A 20,029-nucleotide genomic window follows, 5' to 3' on the forward strand; every position below is an offset into this window, starting at 1 on the left:
CCCTCCGATCCATAGTCATGCAAGTCAGAAGAAGACACCGAGTGCTCCCTTCGCGCCTGTGCCCGCTCTGCGTGGTGGCGTTGACGCTGTTTGCCGCTGAGGCAAGCCGGGCCGCGACAGCGCGATCGGCCCAGGTCGAATTCAATGACGAGTTCCTGCGGCAGCCCGGCGGGTCGAGCCTCGATGTCTCGCGATTCAACCAGGGCAACGTAGCGCTGCCGGGTACCTATCATGCCGACCTTCAGGTCAACGGCGTCTGGCTCGGCATGGCGGAGATCAATATGCGGCAGGTCGGCACGGACCCACGCAATGTGCAAGCCTGCCTCGACCGCCCGCTGCTCGAGCGTGCCGGTGTGGACATCACACGGCTTGCGCCCGAATCCGAGGATCGCCTGGCCGGGGCGGCAAAGTCGGAATGCCTCACGCTCGGGGAACTGATCCCGGGCGCCACGGCCGAATTCGACAACGGCGAGCAGCGGCTGGAGCTGAGCGTGCCGCAGTCATTCCTGAACCGCAGCGCGCGCGGCTATGTCGATCCGCGCTACTGGGACGACGGCGTCAATGCCGCGCGCCTGCAGTACAACGCCAGCGTCTATCACGCGGACAGTGCCGGGGTGTCGTCGACGCAGGGCTACCTCGGCCTGAATGCCGGCGTCAATGTCGGGGCCTGGCGCTTCCGGCACTATGGCAGCCTGTCGCACGATGCGGTCAGCGGCAACCGCTACCAGTCGGTACAGACCAGCCTGCAGCGTTCGATCACGACGCTGCGCAGCCAGCTTGTGATCGGCGATGCGTTTACCGATGGCGCCATGTTCGACAGCTTCGGCTTTCGCGGCGTGCAGCTTGCCACGGACGACCGCATGCTGCCCGAATCCCAGCGCGGGTATGCGCCGACCGTCCGCGGCATCGCCAACAGCAATGCGCGGGTGCAGGTGCGGCAGAACGGCAACATCATCTACGAAACCACGGTATCGCCGGGTCCGTTCGAGATCGACGATCTCTATGCGACCGGCTACGGCGGCGACCTGGAGGTGCTGGTGACCGAAGCCGATGGCAGCGTGCGGGCCTCGCTGGTGCCCTACGCACCCGTGGTGAACGCCTTGCGCCCCGGGGTCTGGCGCTACAGCGTGATATCGGGCCAGTACCGGAACAGCAGCGTGCACGGCACGCCGGCCTTCATGCAGGCGACGGTCCAGCACGGCATCTCCAACCTGGTCACCGGCTATGGCGGCCTGCTGGCCGCGCAGGACTATTTCTCGCTGGTGCTCGGCATGGCGCTGAACACGTCCTACGGCGCGTTCGGTGCCGATATCACGCATGCCAGCACGCGCCTGTCCAGCCAGCCCGACCGCAGCGGCCAGAGCCTGCGCGTGTCATACAGCAAGCAACTGGCTCCGACCCGTACGAACCTGACGCTGGCGGCCTACCGCTACTCCACCAGCGGCTTCCTGAACTTTGCCGACGCCGTGGCGATGCGCGCGGTGGAAGCGGCAACGACCGATTCCCTGCCTGGCGGCATCCGGCGCGGCCGCCTTCAGCTGACCGTCAGCCAGAGCTTGCCGACCGGCTATGGCAGCCTGTACCTGTCCGGCTCCACACAGGACTACTGGAACCGCCGCGGCCGGGACACCCAGTTCCAGGCCGGCTACAACAACAGCTACGGGCGGCTGAGTTATGGGGTCTCGGCAGCGCGGCAGATCAACCTCGGCAGCGGCCGGTGGGAGAACCGGGTCATGCTCACGCTCGCCATTCCGCTGGGCAAGTCGCCGCTCGCGCCGTATTCGACGACCAGCGTGCAGAAGGACTCCAACGGTGTCACGAGCATCCAGGAGTCGCTGACCGGGGCGCTGGGCACCGATAACAGCTTCACCTATGGACTGAATGCCGGCCACAGCAGCGGCGGCGGCAGCGGTTCCAGCAGCGTGGCGGCGAATGCCGGCTATATCTCGCCGGTGGCGACGCTGAGCGCCAATGCCAGCACCGGGAGCCATTACAGCCAGTTCGGCGCCGGCATCTCCGGCGGCATCGTGGCGTATGCGGGCGGCGTGACATTCATGCCTGTGCTGGGCGACACCGTCGCCATTGTGGAGGCCGCGGACGCGGCCGGCGCGCGCGTCGCCAATGCCAACGGCCTGCGGCTCGACCCATGGGGACATGCCGTGGTACCGAACCTGATGCCGTTCTCGCGCAACCAGATCGAGATCGACCCGAAGGACCTGCCGCTCAACGTGGAGCTGCGCTCGACCATGCAACAGGTCGCGCCGACATCCGGCGCGGTGGTTCGCGTACGGTTCGAGACCGGCAACAGCGGCCAGGTGGCGATCCTGCGCGTGCGCATGGCCGACGGCAAGCCGCTGCCGTTCGGTGCCGAGGTATTCGAAGCCGACGGGAACCTGATTGGAACGGTTGGCCAGGATGGGCGCTTCATCGCACGGGGAATCCGGCGGGAGGCCGGCGTGCTGACGGCAAAGTGGGGAGCGCAGGAGGACGAGACCTGCTCGTTCGACTACGTCCTGCCGCCCGATAGCGCCACCGGACGTTCCCTGCCGCGCGCCGAGGGCATGTGCCATGGCGGTGTTCCGGCGGTGGATTCAAGAAACAGCATCCCTGAGAACGAGCAAGGAGCACGATCATGAATCAGCTCAACGCCTCCGCCGGAACGAAGACGGCGCTTTACGGCCTGCTGGCGGCCATCATGCTGCTGGCATCGCAGGTGGCGAACGCGGCCTGCACGTCGACGCCGGCAATGCCATACCTGCAGGCAGCGAACAATATGGCAGTGGTCACCACTTTGCCAGTCGGCAGCACGATACCGGGCACCGTGCGCAACTACACCTTCAGCGGAATCTGTGACAACGTGCCGCCCAACGTGGTGCCCGGCGCGCAGATTATCGCGTGCTACTACGGTTCCGGCACCGAAGGGCCGGACGGGGTGTACTCGACCGGTGTGCCCGGCGTTGGCATTCGCTTGCGCAACGCGGCGGGGCAAGCCATTGCCCATGCATCGAGCGTCTGGTGCAACACGACGGGGCAGGGGCTGGGCAACTTGAACGCCGATATGACCTACTCGGTCTCGGTGTCCATCGAGTTCGTCAAGACTGGCCCGACCTCCGGCGGCACGCTGGACCCCATGCAGACGCGCTTCGGCTTTGGCGTCTATCAGGGGTCCACCGCCGGTGCGCTGGGGGGTGGCGGCGTCAACTACATCGGCTTCAGCGGAAGCGCGGTCCCGCGGCCGATCACGTGCAACGTGAACTATCCGGCGACCGTCACGCTGCAGCCCGTGCGCGCGGCGGACCTGAGGCCGGCGGGAACATCGGCAGGCGCTACGCCGTTCACGATCGGCGTCACGTGCGACACGCCGGCCAATGTCGGTGTCACATTCGACGGTGCTCCCGGCACGCCTGTGCTAGCCGCCAGCTCGGGTGTGCTTGGCCCGTCGAACGCTGGTGCACCGGGGGCTGCCACTGGCGTTGGCTTCCAGGTCGTGACCGGCGGCAGCTACCAGCCGGTGCCGCTGCAGACGCGCAATGACCTGGGTAGCATTCAGGCAAACGTTCCGGCCTCGTACAGCTATGCGGTCCGGTACATCGGCCTGAACAACGGCTTGCCGGTCACCGCGGGAAAGGTGGTCAGCGCCGCGACCTTCACCTTCGACTATCAATAGGCCCGCACCGTCATTTTTTTTAGCCGATACGCGAGCTGCGGCGGGGTAATCCCCAGCATGCGCGCCGCCGACGACAGGTTGCCGCGCGTCGTGTCGATGGCGAGCTGCATCAGCCGCCCCTCGATCTGCGGCAGCGACACCTGCTGGTCCAGCAGCTTTTGCAGCAGGGCATCGGCGTCCTCGGGCGCTTCGGCGGCCTGCACCTGCTGGCTGTGAACAGGTGGGAAGTGTCGATCAGCCCCGCTGCGGGCGCCAGCAGCACACCGCGCTCGATCATGTTCTCGAGTTCCCGGATATTGCCAGGCCACTGGTACTGCATCAGCGCGTCGCGGGCGCTGGCGCAGGAGACTCGCCGGCTACGCCGGCGAAGCAGCGGCGCCTGCCAAGCACGACAACCCCATCATCACTCACGGCGAAGGCCCTAATCGCGCACAAACGCCCTGCACTGGCCGAAAACTTGCTTCTCCTCCTGTGTGAAGTCACCCGCACAGTCTGGAGGTTCCATGCACGCGCGCATCACTGCTCACAAGGGAATTCTGGTGGTCGAACTGGTGCAGAACCAGGCGGCGGAAGAGGGCGTCCGCTCGAATCTGGACAAGCTGCGCAACCTGGGCACGATTGTCCATGACACGCGACGCTATCTTGGCGTTTCGGAAGAGGCGCTGGCACTGCTGAAGATCCTCAAGCGCGGCCTCGACCGCATCGGCGATTTCGCCTGGTTCCGAAGCGACGATGGCGTGGATCATTTTGCGTGGCTGGGCGGTCCCAAGCGGCTGGTCGATCCGAAGGAGGTCGCGACGGCCCGAAGCTACGAGATTCTTGCGCACCAGGTCATTCCGAACCAGGTGCCCGAGGGTGCAAGGGCTGCCATCGAAGCGAACTTCTGAACGCCAGAGCGGCGGCAGGATACGCATCCTGCCGCCGCTCTGGCCCTTCCGCTCCCCTTGTTGGATTCCGGCCTATTTCACGCAGGCCAGATTGACGTAGAGCCCGCCCCAGCTGGTGGCCTGGTTGGTGTCCAGCTGTACCTGCAGCTTGTCGTTGTGGCTGACGGTCCCGGCCGGCATTTGCTGGCTGCAGTTCTGCTGTCCGTTGCTGATCTTGCAGCTCAGGTTACCCACCGCCGCCATGGTCGCCGACGAACCCGAGCCCGTGACCTTGTACACGGCCATATTGAGGGTTCCGGTAGCCTTGCCGAGTGTGTGTGCGGTCAGCGTGATAGTGGTGCAGTCATAGGGAATCACGACGCCGAAGTCCGACGGCAACGGAACCGCCCCGCCAGCCCCGGTCATGACGTACTTCCCTCGGGTGAGCGTGTCCGGCACGTTGAAGTTGCCGTTGTAGACGGTCGGTACAGTGGCGCCTGTGGTCGGCCAGTGGCCGCCGGCCTTTGGTCCATACAGGGTGCCGGTCGAAGTATCGAAGTAGAAGTCCCCGTCGACACCGATATTGTCGCTGGGCGCACCGCTGCCGTAGATGACGTGGGCGCCGCCGACAGTAGTGCCACCGCCACTGCTGCCGCTGCCGCCACTGCCGCTGCCAGGCTGGCCGACCAGTGCGACCCCTGCAGGCCACTGGCCATTGGCCTTGGGCCCATAGAGCGTCCAGGTACTGGTATCGAGATAGTAGTCGCCATCGGCGCCGATATTGTTGCCGGGCGCCCCCACGCCAGTCAGGACGGTGCCGCCACCGCTGCCCGGCGAACCGCCACCCAGCGGCACACCCGGTGGCCATGTACCATCGGCCTTCGGTCCGAACAGCGTCCCGGTCGTAGTATTGATGTAGTAGTCGCCGTTATTGCCAACGCTACTGGTCGGGTCCACCGAGCCGGACAAGATGGTATTCCCCGCCGTACCAGTGTTGCCAGTTGCCCCCGTATCGCCCTTTGTGCCCGGCGTGCCGGCCACGGCAACCCCCGGCGGCCACGCGCCGTTTGCCTTGGGGCCGAAGAGCATCCCGGTCGTCGTGTTCAGGTAGAAGTCCCCGTCCTTGCCGATGTCGGGCCCCGGATCGCCGGTACCCGTCAGCAAGGCGCTGCTGCTTGCAGTCGGCGTTGTCGCCGGCGCGGTGGTTCCCGAACTTGGTGTGGTGGCGGCGGTAGCGGCCGGAGCCGAGTCGCCGCCCCCTCCGCCACAACCGGCAACAATGATGGCCAGGCATGCAAGCGGCAAGGCCGCCAGCTTCATGTGAGCGCTTTTCATGAACTCTCTCCCCGGACTGTGCGAATGATCGAAATTCGATGACACTTCTTCGATGCCAGCGATGCGTTCAATCTAGTACCCGGGCAAAGCGTCGGAAATCGGCTCTATGGACGAGCCATGCATGGTCCAGAGTGCTGACCATCAGCATCGGCAGGACCGGGTTTTCACCGGGAAAAGTGGTGGTTTGCGGCCCGACTCCCCCGACTGCCGATAGAGGCCGGTCAGGCAACCCCACGAAGGGGGATATCAAAAGTGTGAGTCAGGCGTGAAACGCGGGCACCATGACATTCTTTTTCACGACCTTCACAGCACGGGTTCCGATCGACAAGCGTGCCGGCCAGTTACCGCCCGCCGCCGCAGAGCCCCTTGTGCCGGCGACGCTTGACGTAGCGCCCCCAAGGCGGCAGCGTCGCGCCGACGCAGCGGTTAGCGCAGCCATCCGCTGATGGCCATGTTGCGGAGATTGCGCAGGTAGTGGTTCGCCAGCCAGCGCCGACGGGGCGTCTATGCCCGGGCGCTGGCATCAGCCTTTCGCAACGGCCTGCCTGATCGCGGCAAGCAAGTCTTCGGTATTCACCATCAGTCCGCGAACCTGGCGCAGCGTTGAATACTGGTTGAGCACAGCTTTCCAGCGATCCGATGCCAGCAACAGATGCCAGACCGGCTCAAGCATAGCGACATCCGCATGCTGGTTTGCCGCGAGGTGGCTGGCGAATGCCAGGCTCTGGTCCGCCGACAGCAGTTGCATGCGGCTGGCTGCGCTGAGCAGGCGCGGCGCCGCTTCGGCGCGGGCATCGCAGCAATAGAGCACCGTGCGCTGCAAGTCCGGCTCACTGGTGCGGAGCGCGCTCAGGGCGGCTCCGCGCAGGCACACCGTCCCTTGCCGGGACTCGAACATGTAAGCCGCATCCTGCTTTGCGTGGGCGAGCAGGCCGATGCCGCGCAGCAGCCGCGGGAAGTCCGTGGTCGCCGCATCCACGGACGCTTTGACCTCCACAAGCAGGCAGACATCCCAGGCCGGCATCGCCTCGACCGGTGCGCGGCGCAGCAGGACCACGTCCCATTCTGTCTTGGCGCGCTCGTGGCTGGCGGGGATCGAAGCCGGGACGCGCAGCGAGGTCACGACGCGGTATAGCCCGTCGTCACCGTCTGCCTCATTCAGTCGCTGCACCAGGGCCTGTAGCGCTTGCTCAGCCAACGCCTCGGCGCCAGCGCCGCGCTGCTGCGCGGACACGCCCCGGGCCAAGGCCGTCGCGCTCCCGGGGCGGGGACCTGCGCGATCCCACAGCGACCGGTGCCGGCGCACGGCTTCGTCCGCCTCCAGGGTTTCCATGCGCTGCAGGCGTTGCAGGGCCGCGTTGTCCAGCAGCCGCGCCAGGCCGATTGCAACGGGCGAGCCATTCCCGCTATCCGGTGAATCGAGAAGACGCTGCGCAATGGCGCGCAGCGCCGACCAGGATGACGATGCCGCCGAGGCATGCAGGTCCGCCAGCGCTTCGCGCTGCCAGCCCGGTGCCATGCGTTGCTGCCGGCCCGGATGGGCGACCGCGTTCACGGCGGAAAGTATTACGCGCCGATCCCCCTCGGCACGCGCGGATAGTGTGGCGAACTCGCGCACGGGCGCCATCCGCTGCCGAAGGACCATGGCCTGGAAGGCCGGATCTCCCGAATCCGGATGCATGGCTTCGCCCACCATGCCTGCCAGCGCATCGACAAACCGGCGCTTCAGCGACACATCCGGCACCTTGCCGTGGGCCACGGCCTGGCGCGCCTGCTCGATGGTCATCGCGAGCCGCGCCGCCGGGCTGGCCAGGTGGGGACCCGTTGGAACGGCCATGTCCGGCACCTGGTAGCCGCGCACGACAGTGCGCAGGATTGCGCCGAGCAGAGTGGGGGATGGCGTTGTGGACATCAGCGTGTGAGAGGAGAACATCGGCAGCCGTCAGGATAGCGGTATCGTCCCGGCTCGCGCCACGCATCCCGGGGAATGCCGCCGGGACAAGCCAGGATCGGCGCACCAGCCGTTCTCCCATGCCGCCCGCGCCGCAAAGTCCTATCCTTGAAGTATGGGGGCTGGGCGCTTTGCCGAAGCAGGACGGTGACGAGATGAACCGGGTTCACGCAATGGTTGTCGTGTGCAGCTTGATGGCAGCCTGTGTCTCGACGGGCGTCGACGTCATGCCTGAGCAGATGGAAAACTTCCTGCCGGGGTTTTCCACCATCGAGGACGTGACCGGGCAGCTTGGAAAGCCGACATCGCGGGCAGCATTAAGCAACGGGTCGACGATCCTGGTTTATTCGTATGCCACCTCAAAGCCTCATGCGGAGAGCTTTATTCCGTTCATTGGCCCGCTGTTCGCCGGTGGCGATATCCGGTCGTCGACAGTCCTGTTCGAGTTCGACCAGGACGGCGTGCTCAGGAGCCTGCGCAGGTCGACTTCCATGGGGGCTTCGGGACTGACCGTAATGCCTCACTGAGGGGCAGGGAAAAGCGCTTGTTAACCGCGCGGGCTCTGTTGGCCATCAACGATAACCGCGCCCGTGGCCCCAATAGCCGCGCGAATCATGGTAGCCATCGTAGTACCCGCCGCCATACGGCACCACGACACAGCCGGCGAGCAGCGTAGAGATGGCAATCAGCAGGGCGAGAATGACTTTCATGGCGACTCCACAACGATGACAAACACGGAGAGGCCAGGCTGGGCTTGCCGCCAGCCGGCGCTCTCCGCAAAGCTCCTGCGCGCGAACGTCATTGCCACGGCTTTGCCTTCGGCAACGGACCTCCTGTCCGCGCGACAGTAGCGGCTTACTGCTTCTTCGTCTTGTCGGTACTGGCGCTGGCCGTGGCCTTCGCAGTGTCAGCCTGCGGGGCCGCCTTCGCGGCATCCGTGGTGGCCTTCGCATGGTCGGCATCATGCTTTACGCCGGCCTTTGTCTTGCCAGCTTCAGGAGTGGCGGCCCCCATCTTGGCCGACTTTTTGTGGTGGGTACCCTTGGCGGCAGGCTTGCTGGCATCAGCCTTGACGTCGGCCTTGACGTCGGCCTTGTCCTTGCCGACCCTTGCCTGGTCTTTGGTCGCCGCTGCCTGTGGCTGGGGCGCGGAAGCTGGCGCACCAGCCTGCGCGAAGACAGTACCGACGAGGGCTGCAGAGGCGAGGGCTGCAAACAGCTTCTTCATGACGTGAACTCCTGAGGGATGTTTGACAGCGCAGCAAGGCGCCGCGCTTATCCCCTAAAACGGCACTGTCCCGAGCCAAGATGACGCGGAACTCGTGACAATCCGTAAGTATTGAAACAAGCCCGCGCCGATGGCGACAGCCGCCGCGTTGCCGGCCACGAGCCAGCCTGTGGTTCGTCCCGGCGCGCAGTTCGGCCATTTACCGGAATGGATGCCATTGCGTCGCTGGATGGTGGTGCGAGGGCAATGCCGGCGCTGGCGTTTCGGCGGCGTATCTGCCAAGATTGCGCCCCCTCACTGACCACCGGCAAACCAGCGCAGTCCCACCATGGCCTCACGGAAAGCACACCACGCCACCGGCTGGGCGACAGCCGTCATCGCGGCCTCCGTTATCGCGAAGTGCGGTGGCGGCGGGTGGGGCTGGGCCAGCGCGGCAGGCTTCGTGGCGGCGCTGCTGGGCAGTACCGCTCCGGACTGGCTGGAAGTCGCATGGTGGTCAAGGTCGCGACGCCTGTGGATCACCCATCGGACCTGGACGCACTGGGGCATCGCGTGGATCGGCTTCCTGGTGTGGGCCTGGCATGCACTCGGCACGCATGTCCTGGCGGCGCCGGCATTTGGCTTTGCCTGCGGCGGCATCATGCACCTGCTGGCCGACTGGCCAAACCCGCTGGGCGTGCCCTGGATCGCGGGCCGCCATTCCCTCAACTGGTGGAAAAGCGGACGCTGCGACCTTGTCATTGTCACGGCGTCCTGGCTGATTGCCCTGGCTGTTTCCGATGAACTCTGGCTTCATGGCAGGCACAGCCTCGCGCTCATCCATCATCTGCGCCCCGGGCCGACCTGAGCGGATCACTGGATGACGTCGGACGCGTCGCTGGTGCGAAGCTCGCGCCGCAGGACCTTGCCGACGTTGGACTTCGGCAGCGCGTCGACGAAGCGGATGATCCGGGGCACCTTGTAGGCGGCCATGCCGGCTCGGCAGTGGGCAAGCAGGGCGTCCTCGCTCACCTCGACGCCGGGCGTTTTGGCGACATACAGCTTGACCGCTTCGCCTGTGCGCTCGTCCGGCACGCCGACGCAGGCGCACTCGGCCACGCCGGGAAAGCTGCTGGCAACCGCTTCCACTTCATTCGGGTAGACGTTGAAGCCGGAGACAATGATCATGTCCTTCTTGCGGTCGACGATCTTCAGCGAACCACCTGCGTCGAAGACGCCCACGTCGCCGGTGCGAAAGTAGCCGTCCGCGGTGAACGCCCTTGCATTGGCCTCTGGCTGGTTCCAGTATCCGCGCATGACTTGCGGGCCCTTGACGCAGATCTCGCCGGCCTCGCCAATGCCTGCCTCGCGGTCCTGATCGTCGAGCAGCTTGACATCGGTCGATGGCACCGGAAGTCCGGTGGTACCGGTGAAGGTGGTCGTGCTCTGCGGGTTGAACGACAGGACCGGAGAGGTTTCCGACAAGCCATAGCCCTCGCGGATAAAGCTGCCTGTCACCGCGCGCCATTGCTCCGAGACGACTTCGATCACCGCCGCGCCGCCGCCTGCGGACAGCTTCAGCCGCGACCAGTCCACTTCCGGCAGGCGTGGGTGGGAAGCCAGCCCGGCATACAGCGTGTTGACGCCAACGAAAATCGTTGGCCGCGCCGCGCCCAGCACATCGATCAGGGCGCCCAGGTCCCGGGGATTTGCCACCAGCCAGTTTTCGGCGCCGACGGAGAAGCCGGTGAGGAAGTTCACCATCAGCGCGAAAATGTGATAGAGCGGGATCGCGGTCACGATCACCTCCTCGCCCGGCAGCAGCATGTCGGGCATGAAGGCCTTGAATTGCTCGATGTTCGCGATGAGGTTGCGGTGGGTCAGCTCGGCCCCCTTGGAGAGACCGGTGGTGCCGCCGGTGTATTGCAGGACGAGCAGGTCATTGCCGCTCACGCTCACCGGCTCGAACCCGAGTGCCGCGCCACGCGCCATGGCTTCTGCCAGCGTCGTTGCACCCTGCAATGACGGATCGACTGCAGGGCCCGGGATTGCCGCGCCGGTGCCATCGCCAGGGCCGACCGTGATCACCGTCCTGATGCGCGTCCTGCTGATTACCTCTGCAAGCGTGGGGGTGGCGCCGTCGTACACGAGGATCGTTTCCACCCCGGCGTCATTGAGCTGATGTTCCAGTTCGCGGGCAGTGTATTGCGGGTTGACATTGACCTGGACGCCGCCGGCCTTCGTGACGGCGATGAATGCGATCGGGAATGCCGGCAGGTTGGGCAGCATCACGGCGACGCGGTCGCCTTTCCTTACCCCTGCCGTCTTCTGCAGGTAAGCCGCCAGCGCGCAGGCCTGGCGATCGACCTCCGCATAGGTCAGCACTTGTCCAAATGCATGGAAGGCTGGCCGGTTCGCGAACTCGCGCATGGCCGTTTCCAGCAACGCGTTAACGGAGGGATAGCGATCGGCGTTGATGTCGGTGGGGATCGAACCGTAGGACTGGGTCCAGTGTCTGTTGCGCATTTGGAGCTTCCGATGACAAAGGGGAGAAGATCCCGAGCGATCGCGGCAATGCCATGCATGCCGCGTCACGCAATCCGGGGTGGCCCGTTGCGCAGGTGTCTCCTGACGGTGCCTGGGACTGCTGTCTGCGGTGATTCTCGGGCGGCTGGCGCTGGGGAGCGAGTGCGCACGACTATGAATCAAGGGCAGTTGCTTGCCAATGATCGGCGTGGCCGAAATGGTGATCAAAACGGACAGGCGATCCCGTGAGACCGGCGAGGCACGAGACGTCCCGGATCGGGAGGGACCGCCCATATCCGCAGGCCGCAGCCGCCAGATAAGAGTCGCCTCCTGCCAGATACTAGGGTGAACCCTAGGTCGATCAGGAAGTGTCAGAGTGCAAAATCGGGATCGTTTCGGACATGGGGCAGCAGCATGCAGAAGGGCGAGGGCGAGGGCGATCGCGGGGACACGGGAGAGGCCAGGCGTCAACGCAACCGGTTGGCGGACGCTTATGCCGCCATCGACTCGCGTGAACGGCGCTTTTCTCCTGCCAAGCTGGCCGCGCTGGTTGCAGTGACCGCCGAAGCGGGGCTGAACGCGGAGGCAGTCCTGGCGGGGACGAATCTCGATCGCGCCGCCCTGGCTGCGCCATTTACGCTGACATCGCCACATCAGTTCCTGACTGCCGCACGCAATGCGCTGCGGTTGGGGGGAGCGCCGGATCTGGGCATCCGGGTCGGAAGCCGGCTCCACGTGTCGAGCTATGGCATGTACGGCTATGCGCTGTTGTGCTCGGAGGACATGGCACGCGCGTTTGACGTGGCGGTCAGGTATCACCAGCTTGCGAACGGGATGCTCGATATTCGCTGGGCGGAAGGGGACGGCATGGCCTCGTGGGTATTTCCCGACCTCGACGAGTTCCCGCAATCGGACGTGGACGAACCCTTGTACCACTTCCTGATCGACATGCAGTTTGCGGTGCACGCGACCCTCATCAAGGACGTGATGGGTAACTGGTGCGCGCCGGCCCGTGCGATGTTCACGCAGGCGGAGCCGCCCCACGCGGCCGCGCTCGCCGAGGTACTGGAGTGCCCGCTTGCCTTCGGCCAGCCAAAGAACACGCTGAGCTACCCGGCGGCATGGCTGACACGGGCGCCCCAGTTTGCCAATCCCATGACTGCTGCGCAAATGTCGGCGCACTGTGCGCGCTTGCTGGAGGCGTTGCGCTGGCAGGCAGGAATCACGCGCAGGGTATTCCAGGAATTGACCCGCACCCCGGGAAGATTCCCGGAGATCGAGCAGATCGCGGAGAGCCTGGGCATGACCTCCCGCACGCTTCGACGCAAGCTCGAGGCCGAGCAGACGTCTTACAGCGAGCTGCTGACGAGCATCAGAAAGGCGCTCGCCATGGATTACCTGACCACGACATCGCTCAGCACGGAGGACATTGGCCTGGCGCTTGGATTCAGCGATGCCGTGGGATTCCGGCATGCATTCAAACGCTGGACTGGACGGACGCCCAATGAGGTCCGGCGCGATGGCGCCGCGCCCTGACATCGCCGAAAGGGAACGAACGTAGTGCGGCGGGTGGTTCCGCGGCCTCGCACGGATCCTTGGAGCAGGGTAGGCCTGCAGGCGCGCGGTCAATATGTATGATCGGCAAGCACACGGGCCACCGTCCGAAGTGACTGCCTGAGCGCGTCCATGCTGACGGAGCCCAGAGCCAGGCGTATCGCATGCGGTACCGTGCCGGACGTCGAGAACGGATGCGCCGTGGAGACCGCGATCCGCTCCCGCATCAGCGCCATGGCGATCGCATCCGCGCGGACCTCCTCTGCGAGGGGAAGCCAGACGAAGTACGAAGCCGGATGGCTGATTCGCTTGTGTCCGCCAAGCACTTCAGCGGCAAGGCGCTGGCGCGCCGCGGCATCCTGCCGCTTGGCGGCTTCCAGCCTTGCCACCGTGCCGTCCTCGATCCAGCCGCAGGCCATGGCTGTCATGACCGCCGGTGTGTTCCAGGTGGTCGCACGGATGGTTCTCTCGAGCTTGGGCACGAGTTCGCGCGGGCCGCAAACAAAACCGACGCGCAGCCCGGTGGCCACGCTCTTCGACAGGCTGGATACATAGATCGTTGTCTCCGGCGCGAGCGACGCCAGCGGCGGTGGCGCGTCATCGGCCAGGAAAGCATAGGCGGCGTCCTCGATGATCAGCAGGCCATGCTGACGCGCAATGCTGACGAACTGCCGCCGCCGGCTTGCGCTCATCACCCAGCCGAGCGGATTGTGCAGCGTCGGCATGGCGTACACGGCGCGCACCCGTCGCTGGCTGCACAAGTGCAGCAATGCATCGAGATCGGGGCCGTGGGCGCCAGCTGGAAGCGGTGCGAGTTCCAGGCGATTGGCCTCGGCGGCGAGCTTGAATCCCGGGTAGGTCAGGGCATCCACGGCTACCACGTCGCCCGGTTCGAGCGCGGCCATGGCTGCCATGGTCAATCCATGCTGGGCGCCGCTCGTCAACAGGACGGTATCGGCCGATGCCGGCACGCCGCGCGTCGCCAGATGCCGCGCCACCACTTCACGCTCGTGCTCGCGCCCGCCATGAGGCTGGTAGCGAAGCAGCGCCTCGAGGTCGCCCGCTGACGCGAGCTGGCGCAGCGCCGTCCGAAGGAGTTCCGCCTGGTCCGGCAGGGCGGGATAGTTGAAGCTCAGGTCGACCGTGTCGGCGCTCCAGGCCAGCAGGTCGATGCCCTGGCCACGGGGCAGCGCCTCTTTCACGAACGTGCCGCGTCCGGTTTCCCCGCTTACCAGCCCCATCTTCTGGAGTTCGCCGTAAACGCGTGTGGCTGTGACCAGCGCGAGCCCTTCGCGCGCAGCAAGCTCGCGGTGCGTTGGCAGCCGCGTGCCGGGGCGCAGCCGCCCGGCGCGGATGTCGTCCGCGAGGCGGTCGACCAGTTGCTTGTAGCGAGCCTGGCGCATGCTGGATTGTATCCATGACAATTATTTGAGCGTATTGATTATCCGCTCCAGAATAGGCTCGTACAAGCACACACAGTTGAGGCTCGCCTTGCATATCGCCATCCTGACCTTCGACGGGTTCAACGAACTCGACTCACTCATCGCCTTCAGCATCCTCAACCGCGTCAGGGAGCAGGGCTGGCGCGTGTCTATCGCCAGTCCGACTGGCACCGTACGTTCGATGAACGGCCTGATGCTGGCGTCGCAGGCCTCGCTCGAGGAGGCTTGCGAGGCGGACGCGGTGCTGGTCGGCAGCGGGGTTCAGACGCGAGATGTTGTCGCCGATGCGGCGCTGATGGCGCGGCTGAAGCTGGACCCGGCACGCCAGTTGCTCGGTGCGCAATGTTCGGGGACATTGATTCTCGCCCGGCTGGGCTTGCTGGGCGACCTGCCCGCCTGCACGGATCTGACCACGAAGCCTTGGGTGCAGGAGGCTGGAGTCGCCGTGCTGGATCAGCCATTTGTAGCCCATGGGAACGTGGCGACGGCGGGCGGTTGCCTGTCGTCGCCGTATCTGGCGGCCTGGTTCATCGCACGGCTGAAAGGCGTGGATGCTGCGTGCGGTGCGATTCACTACGTCGCACCGGTCGGCGAGAAGGACGCGTTTGTGACACGTGCACTGGAGAAGATCTCGCCATACCTATGAGGCGGACCGGGAGGCGGATGATCGTTGGTGGCTGGCAGGGCAGATCCCTGACCGGTTTACTTCGCGTGCGAAATAGATATACTTCGTATGCGAACTTAACGGATGCCGGCGGTATCCACCACCATCCCACCTGGAGATCGAGCATGACCCCGGAAATCCATACTGACCTGAGCAACGGCGTTCTGACCATTACGCTTGCCCGGCCTGAGAAGAAGAATGCACTGACGAACGAGATGTACGGCGTCCTGGCCGACACGATCGACGCGGCGCAGCAGAACCGAGACATTCGCGTGGTGCTGTTGCAGGGCGATGGAGACAGCTTCACGGCCGGCAATGATGTGGCGGAGTTTGCGGCGATCGCGGCGGGAAAGGGGCCCGGCGAACGGCACGTGCATCGCTTCCTGCACGCGCTTGCCAATGCGTCGAAGCCGCTTGTTGCCGCAGTCAATGGCAAGGCGGTCGGGGTTGGCACCACCATGTTGCTCCATTGCGACTACGTCGTGCTCGCAGAGGATGCGCAGCTCATCACGCCCTTCGTCAACCTCGCCCTCGTTCCCGAAGCGGCTTCGAGCTACCTGCTGCCCTTGCGCATTGGACACGCCCGGGCTTTCGAGATGTTTGCGCTGGGCGAGCCGCTCGATGCAACGAATGCCGTCGCATGGGGCATCGCCAACAAAGTTTGTGCCACTGACCAGTTGCGGGCAGAAGCGGGGCGGATGGCTCTCAGGATTGCCGGGAAGCCGTCTGGCTCGCTGAATGCCATGAAGAGACTGATGCGCGACGCTGAGAAACTGGTCGCGCAAATGGCGAGCGAAAGCGCACGTTTCGAGGAGCGGCTCGCCAGTGCGGAAGCAAGGGAAGCGTTCTCGGCCTTTGCCGAGAAGCGCAAGCCGGACTTCACGCGAGTCGCCGGGCACTAGGCAGTGCCCCGCTGTACCGGGCTATGCTTCGCCGTCGCCGGTGGCCGGGAATTTGGTCTGCAGGCTCGTCAGCCATCGTGCGACGATGTCGATCTCGGCCTCGGTGAAGCCTTTGGTCAGCTTGGCGTTCAATGCCTTCATGCTGACTTTCGAGCGCTGGCGCGCGGCGCGGCCGGCTTCGGTCAACCAAAGGCGCGACACGCGGCGATCCGACGCATCCGGCCGGCGTTCGATCAGTCCTGCCTTTTCGGTCCGGTCGGCAAGCCCGCTCATCCCCGGCGCCCCCAGATCCAATGCGGCGGCGGCCTCGCTCATCAGCGCGCCGTCGTTGCCTCCCAGGAAGAACAGGAGCCCTGACTGGGCTGCAGTCACGCCGCCTCCCGCCACGCGCGCTTGTGACCACCGCTGCAGGCGCCGCTGGCCCACATTCAACAGATAGACAAGGCGATGTTCCATACAGGATCCGCTGGGACGTGGGAGTTTGTTCGTATGCGAATATACCATGCCCTCTCAAGTCGATCGGCCCCGAATTCGATCGTCACGCAGGCACTAGCCGTTTGTGTCCTGAATCGCGCGATGTCTGTCATTTGCGATACGACGGAAAGCGCCAATCATTAGCACATGCCGCTGCGCAACGGCCCATTCCCATGGGACTGAAGGCGCGCGGCGGCCTACGCCTTGACGCGGCTATCGCTCGCGGCAGGCCGCGGCATCCTTAGCGCATGACCTAATCAAGGGGATCATCATGACCCGGATCGACAAAGTGCTGTACACCGGCAAGACCCACACCACGGGCGGACGCGAAGGCGCTGCCCGCAGCACGGACGGACGCCTCGACGTCAAGCTGTCGCCTCCTGGTGGGGTGGGCAGTGGCACGAATCCGGAGCAACTGTTTGCTGCCGGCTGGTCGGCATGTTTCATCGGCGCGATCGGCCACGCTGCCCGCGCGAAAGGCGTGACGCTGCCGCCTGACCTGGCGGTCGACGCAGAAGTGGATCTGGGCACGGCGGGCGATGCGTTCCTCCTGCAGGCGCGCCTGAATGTCAGCATGCCCGGCATCGATGCGGGCACGGCGAGAGTGCTGGTCGACGCCGCTCACCAGACCTGCCCATACTCGAAAGCCACACATGGCAACATCAACGTGGAAATCAACGTTGTGCCAGAGCAGAAGGGCGCCCGATGAAATCACTGACCAGACGTTCGCTGGGAATCGCCATCGGGGCCATTCTCGCCTTGGCTGCCTTCGGCTCCCACTCGGCTCCGGCGCTGCCGCCCGGCACGGCGAAAACGACCGTCGTGCTGGTACACGGCGCCTTTGCCGACGGTTCGGGTTGGGGCAAAGTCATTCCGCTGTTGCAGTCCAGCGGGCTCAACGTCGTAGCCGTACAGAATCCGCTTACCTCGCTGGCTGACGATGTGGCGGCGACGCGCCGCGTGCTCGATGCGCAAGAGGGACCGGTTGTACTCGTCGGACACTCGTGGGGCGGCGTGGTCATCTCGGAAGCGGGCATGCACGAGCGCGTCAGGTCACTGGTCTACGTGGCCGCGTTCGCTCCGTCCGAAGGACAGTCTGTCGTCGACCTGACAAAGGGTTACCCGACACCGCCGGGGTCGAGGTTCCTGGTGTCGGACAGCGGTGGCTTCCTGAAGCTGAGTGCGGAAGGGATGGCCAAGCACTTCGCCCAGGACTTGCCGGCTGCGCAGACCAGCCTGATGACCGTGACGCAAGCGCCCATCCGTGCCAGCAGCTTCGAGGAGAGACCGAAGGAGGCCGCCTGGCGCACCCGGCCGACGTGGTATGTGCTGACGCAGAACGACCACATGATCGACCCCGGCCTGCAGCGCGCGATGGCCCGCAGCATCTCCGCCCATGTGGTGAGCGTACCGTCTTCGCATGTGCCGCAACTGTCAAGGCCGGCGCAAGTGGCCGAAGCGATCATCAGCGCCGCCGCGCAGGCGAATCGGTAAGGCAATGGACTCGACAGGGACATTGCGGCGTCGGCCGGCGCCGCCGCATCGATCCTGCTTCCCGATGTGCTAGACCGGAAGCGTCCGTGCCAGCACGTTCATTCTGCAAATCCGCAGCACCTCGTCAGATCGGTCGCGATCGACGATCACACGCGAGATCGCGAGCCCGCCGGACATTTCAGACATCACAGAGATTGCGAGCACGCCCGCATCGGCATGTCCGACCCGCTCGAGCATCCGGGCCAGCAGGGAAGTCAGCCTGGCGGTACCGTGCTCGAAGGCGTAGCGCGAATCATCGCCGAGCAAGGCGGCATGGGTTGTCAGCGTCGCAATCGGGCAGCCCGTGCTGCGATGATCCCGATGTTCAGGCGACAGATAGCGCTCGACATACTCCCGGAGTGCGTCGGCCGGGGGATGGTCGTGACAAATCCGCTCCAGCCTCTCCTGCGTGCTGGCAAACGCGCGCTCGATGGCGCGCGCGATCATGTCTTCGCGAGACGAGAAGTGATAGTAGAAGCCGCCATGGGTCAGCCCCACGCTTTTCATCAGCTCGGACACGGAGATCTTGTCCGGGCCGTCGCGCCGCACCAAAGCGGAAGCCGCCTCGACCAGGCTGTTGTGCGTCTTCTCCCGTTGTTCGGAACCGTATCTCATTGATGTGCCGTTGCCTTCTCCAGGCCGATCAATATATCAGGAAGACGGCCGGTGACGTCTGTGGAGGCCTTCCACACACGGCTAGTTTCTTTGTTATGATGACCATCATACTATCTCGCCACGGAGAGAGACTTCAATGAAAGCCGTCATCGCTGGATATGCTCGTTCGCCGTTCCACTTTGCAAAGAAGGGCGCATTGGCCACGACCCGGCCGGACGAACTTGCCGCGCAAGTGGTACGTGGTCTGCTGGCGCGAACTGACCTCGATCCGGCTCTCATCGAGGACGTCATTCTGGGGTGCTCGTATCCAGAAGGCCCTCAGGGTACCAATCTCGCGCGCATTGTTGGTCTGCTCGCCGGTTTGCCTCATACCGTTGCCGGGACCACCGTCAATCGCTTTTGCGGATCGTCCATGCAGGCGATCCACATGGCGGCGGCCAATATCGAAGCCGGCATGGGCGATGCGTTCCTCTGCGTGGGAGTGGAGTCCATGACGATGGTGCCCCAGGGCGGGTTCACCCCGTCTCCCAATCCGCGGCTCAAAGCGGCCTCGCAGGCCTATGTCTCGATGGGGGAAACGGCGGAGAACGTAGCGGCGCGCTGGAACGTGACCCGCCGTGAACAGGAAGCCTTTGCTGTCCATTCACACATGAAGGCAGCAGCTGCTCGCGCAGAAGGCCGCTTGCGCGACGAGATTGTCCAGATCCAGACGTCTGAGGGGTCCGTCGTCACGGAGGATGGCTGCATTCGGCCCGGGACATCCCTCGAAGCGCTGGCGAACCTGAAGCCTGCCTTCCGCGCGGAAGGCGTTGTCACCGCGGGCACGTCTTCGCCCTTGACCGACGGGGCGGTCGCGGTGCTTGTCACTAGCGACAAGTTCGCGGAGCGCCACAACCTGCCTGCAACGGCCCGGATTCTGTCTTTCGCGGTTGCCGGAGTCGATCCGGAAATCATGGGCGTCGGCCCCATTCCGGCCACGAAGAAGGCATTGGCACGCGCGTCGCTCGATGCCAGCAAGCTGGGGGTGGTGGAGATCAACGAGGCGTTCGCCTCCCAGGCAATTGCGTGCATGCGTGACCTCGACCTTGTCCCGTCCCGCACCAACCTGGATGGCGGCGGGATCGCCATCGGGCATCCGTTGGGCGCGACGGGCGCGCGCATTACTGCCAAGGCCGCATCCCTGCTGCAACGCGAGAGGCAGCGCTATGCGCTGGCTACGCAGTGTATTGGCGGAGGACAAGGTATCGCGACCATCCTTGAACGGGTCTGATGCAGGAGGGCGATGACGGATGCG

General features: G+C 65.1%; 20 protein-coding genes. 11 read left to right on the top strand and 9 right to left on the bottom strand.

Annotated features, from left to right (window positions below):
• Positions 1-17: 17 nt before the first annotated feature.
• Together CupriaWKF_RS08010 and CupriaWKF_RS08015 are read left to right on the top strand one after the other, a co-directional pair.
• Positions 18-2,636, top strand: a complete 2,619-nt coding sequence (locus tag CupriaWKF_RS08010; RefSeq protein WP_276100459.1) for a fimbria/pilus outer membrane usher protein — start codon at positions 18-20, stop codon at positions 2,634-2,636.
• Positions 2,633-3,667, top strand: a complete 1,035-nt coding sequence (locus CupriaWKF_RS08015; RefSeq protein ID WP_276100460.1) for a fimbrial protein — start codon at positions 2,633-2,635, stop codon at positions 3,665-3,667. The genes CupriaWKF_RS08010 and CupriaWKF_RS08015 overlap by 4 nt, the downstream gene beginning before the upstream one ends.
• Here the strand turns inward: CupriaWKF_RS08015 and CupriaWKF_RS08020 are convergent.
• Complete coding sequence (locus tag CupriaWKF_RS08020) at positions 3,661-3,870, bottom strand: helix-turn-helix domain-containing protein (protein ID WP_276100461.1); 210 nt, start codon at positions 3,868-3,870, stop codon at positions 3,661-3,663. The two genes, CupriaWKF_RS08015 and CupriaWKF_RS08020, sit on opposite strands and share 7 nt — an antisense overlap.
• A 300-nt stretch (positions 3,871-4,170) precedes the next feature.
• Between CupriaWKF_RS08020 and CupriaWKF_RS08025 the strand changes: the two genes are divergently transcribed.
• Positions 4,171-4,554 (top strand): hypothetical protein, encoded by a 384-nt coding sequence (locus CupriaWKF_RS08025; RefSeq protein ID WP_276100463.1) that lies wholly within the window; start codon positions 4,171-4,173, stop codon positions 4,552-4,554.
• Between the two features lie 72 nt (positions 4,555-4,626).
• On the opposite strand, the gene CupriaWKF_RS08030 is transcribed toward CupriaWKF_RS08025, so the two are convergent.
• Together CupriaWKF_RS08030 and CupriaWKF_RS08035 are read right to left on the bottom strand one after the other, a co-directional pair.
• Positions 4,627-5,868, bottom strand: coding sequence for a hypothetical protein (locus tag CupriaWKF_RS08030; protein WP_276100464.1), 1,242 nt, complete (start codon positions 5,866-5,868; stop codon positions 4,627-4,629).
• Positions 5,869-6,391: 523 nt separating this feature from the next.
• Entirely contained in the window at positions 6,392-7,780 is a 1,389-nt protein-coding gene (locus CupriaWKF_RS08035) for a 3-deoxy-D-arabino-heptulosonate 7-phosphate synthase (protein ID WP_276100465.1), read from the bottom strand.
• A 194-nt stretch (positions 7,781-7,974) separates the two neighbouring features.
• Between CupriaWKF_RS08035 and CupriaWKF_RS08040 the strand changes: the two genes are divergently transcribed.
• Positions 7,975-8,346, top strand: coding sequence for a hypothetical protein (locus CupriaWKF_RS08040; protein ID WP_276100714.1), 372 nt, complete (start codon positions 7,975-7,977; stop codon positions 8,344-8,346).
• Positions 8,347-8,391: 45 nt separating this feature from the next.
• Here CupriaWKF_RS08040 and CupriaWKF_RS08045 read toward each other — a convergent pair whose 3' ends face one another.
• Together CupriaWKF_RS08045 and CupriaWKF_RS08050 are read right to left on the bottom strand one after the other, a co-directional pair.
• Positions 8,392-8,529: a hypothetical protein gene (locus CupriaWKF_RS08045; protein ID WP_276100466.1), complete on the bottom strand. Its 138-nt coding sequence runs from the start codon at positions 8,527-8,529 to the stop codon at positions 8,392-8,394.
• Between the two features lie 145 nt (positions 8,530-8,674).
• Complete coding sequence (locus CupriaWKF_RS08050) at positions 8,675-9,046, bottom strand: hypothetical protein (protein WP_276100467.1); 372 nt, start codon at positions 9,044-9,046, stop codon at positions 8,675-8,677.
• 328 nt (positions 9,047-9,374) lie between these two features.
• Here CupriaWKF_RS08050 and CupriaWKF_RS08055 point away from each other — a divergent pair, with 328 nt between their 5' ends.
• Entirely contained in the window at positions 9,375-9,893 is a 519-nt protein-coding gene (locus CupriaWKF_RS08055; protein ID WP_276100468.1) for a metal-dependent hydrolase, read from the top strand.
• Between the two features lie 5 nt (positions 9,894-9,898).
• Here CupriaWKF_RS08055 and CupriaWKF_RS08060 read toward each other — a convergent pair whose 3' ends face one another.
• Positions 9,899-11,551, bottom strand: coding sequence for an AMP-binding protein (locus CupriaWKF_RS08060; RefSeq protein ID WP_276100469.1), 1,653 nt, complete (start codon positions 11,549-11,551; stop codon positions 9,899-9,901).
• Between the two features lie 414 nt (positions 11,552-11,965).
• Between CupriaWKF_RS08060 and CupriaWKF_RS08065 the strand changes: the two genes are divergently transcribed.
• Positions 11,966-13,087 (top strand): AraC family transcriptional regulator, encoded by a 1,122-nt coding sequence (locus tag CupriaWKF_RS08065; RefSeq protein WP_276100470.1) that lies wholly within the window; start codon positions 11,966-11,968, stop codon positions 13,085-13,087.
• Between the two features lie 89 nt (positions 13,088-13,176).
• On the opposite strand, the gene CupriaWKF_RS08070 is transcribed toward CupriaWKF_RS08065, so the two are convergent.
• On the bottom strand, positions 13,177-14,508 hold the full coding sequence (locus CupriaWKF_RS08070; protein ID WP_276100472.1) for a PLP-dependent aminotransferase family protein: 1,332 nt from the start codon (positions 14,506-14,508) through the stop codon (positions 13,177-13,179).
• An 88-nt stretch (positions 14,509-14,596) separates the two neighbouring features.
• On the opposite strand from CupriaWKF_RS08070, the gene CupriaWKF_RS08075 reads away from it, so the two are divergent.
• Both CupriaWKF_RS08075 and CupriaWKF_RS08080 read left to right on the top strand, forming a co-directional pair.
• Complete coding sequence (locus tag CupriaWKF_RS08075; protein WP_276100715.1) at positions 14,597-15,193, top strand: DJ-1/PfpI family protein; 597 nt, start codon at positions 14,597-14,599, stop codon at positions 15,191-15,193.
• 143 nt (positions 15,194-15,336) lie between these two features.
• Positions 15,337-16,113 carry an enoyl-CoA hydratase gene (locus CupriaWKF_RS08080; RefSeq protein WP_276100474.1) on the top strand — a complete coding sequence of 259 codons (777 nt, stop codon included), beginning with the start codon at positions 15,337-15,339 and terminating at the stop codon, positions 16,111-16,113.
• Positions 16,114-16,134: 21 nt separating this feature from the next.
• Here the strand turns inward: CupriaWKF_RS08080 and CupriaWKF_RS08085 are convergent, their stop codons facing one another.
• Positions 16,135-16,569: a MarR family winged helix-turn-helix transcriptional regulator gene (locus CupriaWKF_RS08085; protein ID WP_276100716.1), complete on the bottom strand. Its 435-nt coding sequence runs from the start codon at positions 16,567-16,569 to the stop codon at positions 16,135-16,137.
• Positions 16,570-16,858: 289 nt separating this feature from the next.
• Between CupriaWKF_RS08085 and CupriaWKF_RS08090 the strand changes: the two genes are divergently transcribed.
• Together CupriaWKF_RS08090 and CupriaWKF_RS08095 are read left to right on the top strand one after the other, a co-directional pair.
• Positions 16,859-17,296, top strand: coding sequence for an organic hydroperoxide resistance protein (locus CupriaWKF_RS08090; protein ID WP_276100475.1), 438 nt, complete (start codon positions 16,859-16,861; stop codon positions 17,294-17,296).
• The gene (locus tag CupriaWKF_RS08095; protein WP_276100477.1) at positions 17,293-18,081 is read left to right on the top strand and encodes an alpha/beta hydrolase; all 789 of its coding nucleotides are present in this window, start codon (positions 17,293-17,295) and stop codon (positions 18,079-18,081) included. Before CupriaWKF_RS08090 ends, CupriaWKF_RS08095 begins: the two co-directional genes overlap by 4 nt.
• A 69-nt stretch (positions 18,082-18,150) precedes the next feature.
• On the opposite strand, the gene CupriaWKF_RS08100 is transcribed toward CupriaWKF_RS08095, so the two are convergent.
• Positions 18,151-18,735 carry a TetR/AcrR family transcriptional regulator gene (locus CupriaWKF_RS08100; RefSeq protein ID WP_276100478.1) on the bottom strand — a complete coding sequence of 195 codons (585 nt, stop codon included), beginning with the start codon at positions 18,733-18,735 and terminating at the stop codon, positions 18,151-18,153.
• A gap of 136 nt (positions 18,736-18,871) precedes the next feature.
• On the opposite strand from CupriaWKF_RS08100, the gene CupriaWKF_RS08105 reads away from it, so the two are divergent.
• A complete protein-coding gene (locus CupriaWKF_RS08105) occupies positions 18,872-20,005 on the top strand; it encodes a thiolase family protein (RefSeq protein WP_276100479.1) in 1,134 nt (377 codons plus the stop codon).
• Positions 20,006-20,029 lie beyond the last annotated feature (24 nt).

Origin of the sequence: Cupriavidus sp. WKF15 (assembly GCF_029278605.1) — a bacterium.
GTDB lineage: Bacteria > Pseudomonadota > Gammaproteobacteria > Burkholderiales > Burkholderiaceae > Cupriavidus.

Bases quoted from the DNA above. Each gene is read 5' to 3' on its own strand.
- CupriaWKF_RS08010 (WP_276100459.1), top strand. From the start codon at position 18: ATGCAAGTCAGAAGAAGACACCGAGTGCTCCCTTCGCGCCTGTGCCCG.
- CupriaWKF_RS08015 (WP_276100460.1), top strand. From the start codon at position 2,633: ATGAATCAGCTCAACGCCTCCGCCGGAACGAAGACGGCGCTTTACGGC.
- CupriaWKF_RS08025 (WP_276100463.1), top strand. From the start codon at position 4,171: ATGCACGCGCGCATCACTGCTCACAAGGGAATTCTGGTGGTCGAACTG.
- CupriaWKF_RS08030 (WP_276100464.1), bottom strand. From the start codon at position 5,868: ATGAAAAGCGCTCACATGAAGCTGGCGGCCTTGCCGCTTGCATGCCTG.
- CupriaWKF_RS08035 (WP_276100465.1), bottom strand. From the start codon at position 7,780: ATGTCCACAACGCCATCCCCCACTCTGCTCGGCGCAATCCTGCGCACT.
- CupriaWKF_RS08040 (WP_276100714.1), top strand. From the start codon at position 7,975: ATGAACCGGGTTCACGCAATGGTTGTCGTGTGCAGCTTGATGGCAGCC.
- CupriaWKF_RS08045 (WP_276100466.1), bottom strand. From the start codon at position 8,529: ATGAAAGTCATTCTCGCCCTGCTGATTGCCATCTCTACGCTGCTCGCC.
- CupriaWKF_RS08050 (WP_276100467.1), bottom strand. From the start codon at position 9,046: ATGAAGAAGCTGTTTGCAGCCCTCGCCTCTGCAGCCCTCGTCGGTACT.
- CupriaWKF_RS08055 (WP_276100468.1), top strand. From the start codon at position 9,375: ATGGCCTCACGGAAAGCACACCACGCCACCGGCTGGGCGACAGCCGTC.
- CupriaWKF_RS08060 (WP_276100469.1), bottom strand. From the start codon at position 11,551: ATGCGCAACAGACACTGGACCCAGTCCTACGGTTCGATCCCCACCGAC.
- CupriaWKF_RS08065 (WP_276100470.1), top strand. From the start codon at position 11,966: ATGCAGAAGGGCGAGGGCGAGGGCGATCGCGGGGACACGGGAGAGGCC.
- CupriaWKF_RS08070 (WP_276100472.1), bottom strand. From the start codon at position 14,508: ATGCGCCAGGCTCGCTACAAGCAACTGGTCGACCGCCTCGCGGACGAC.
- CupriaWKF_RS08080 (WP_276100474.1), top strand. From the start codon at position 15,337: ATGACCCCGGAAATCCATACTGACCTGAGCAACGGCGTTCTGACCATT.
- CupriaWKF_RS08085 (WP_276100716.1), bottom strand. From the start codon at position 16,569: ATGGAACATCGCCTTGTCTATCTGTTGAATGTGGGCCAGCGGCGCCTG.
- CupriaWKF_RS08090 (WP_276100475.1), top strand. From the start codon at position 16,859: ATGACCCGGATCGACAAAGTGCTGTACACCGGCAAGACCCACACCACG.
- CupriaWKF_RS08095 (WP_276100477.1), top strand. From the start codon at position 17,293: ATGAAATCACTGACCAGACGTTCGCTGGGAATCGCCATCGGGGCCATT.
- CupriaWKF_RS08100 (WP_276100478.1), bottom strand. From the start codon at position 18,735: ATGAGATACGGTTCCGAACAACGGGAGAAGACGCACAACAGCCTGGTC.
- CupriaWKF_RS08105 (WP_276100479.1), top strand. From the start codon at position 18,872: ATGAAAGCCGTCATCGCTGGATATGCTCGTTCGCCGTTCCACTTTGCA.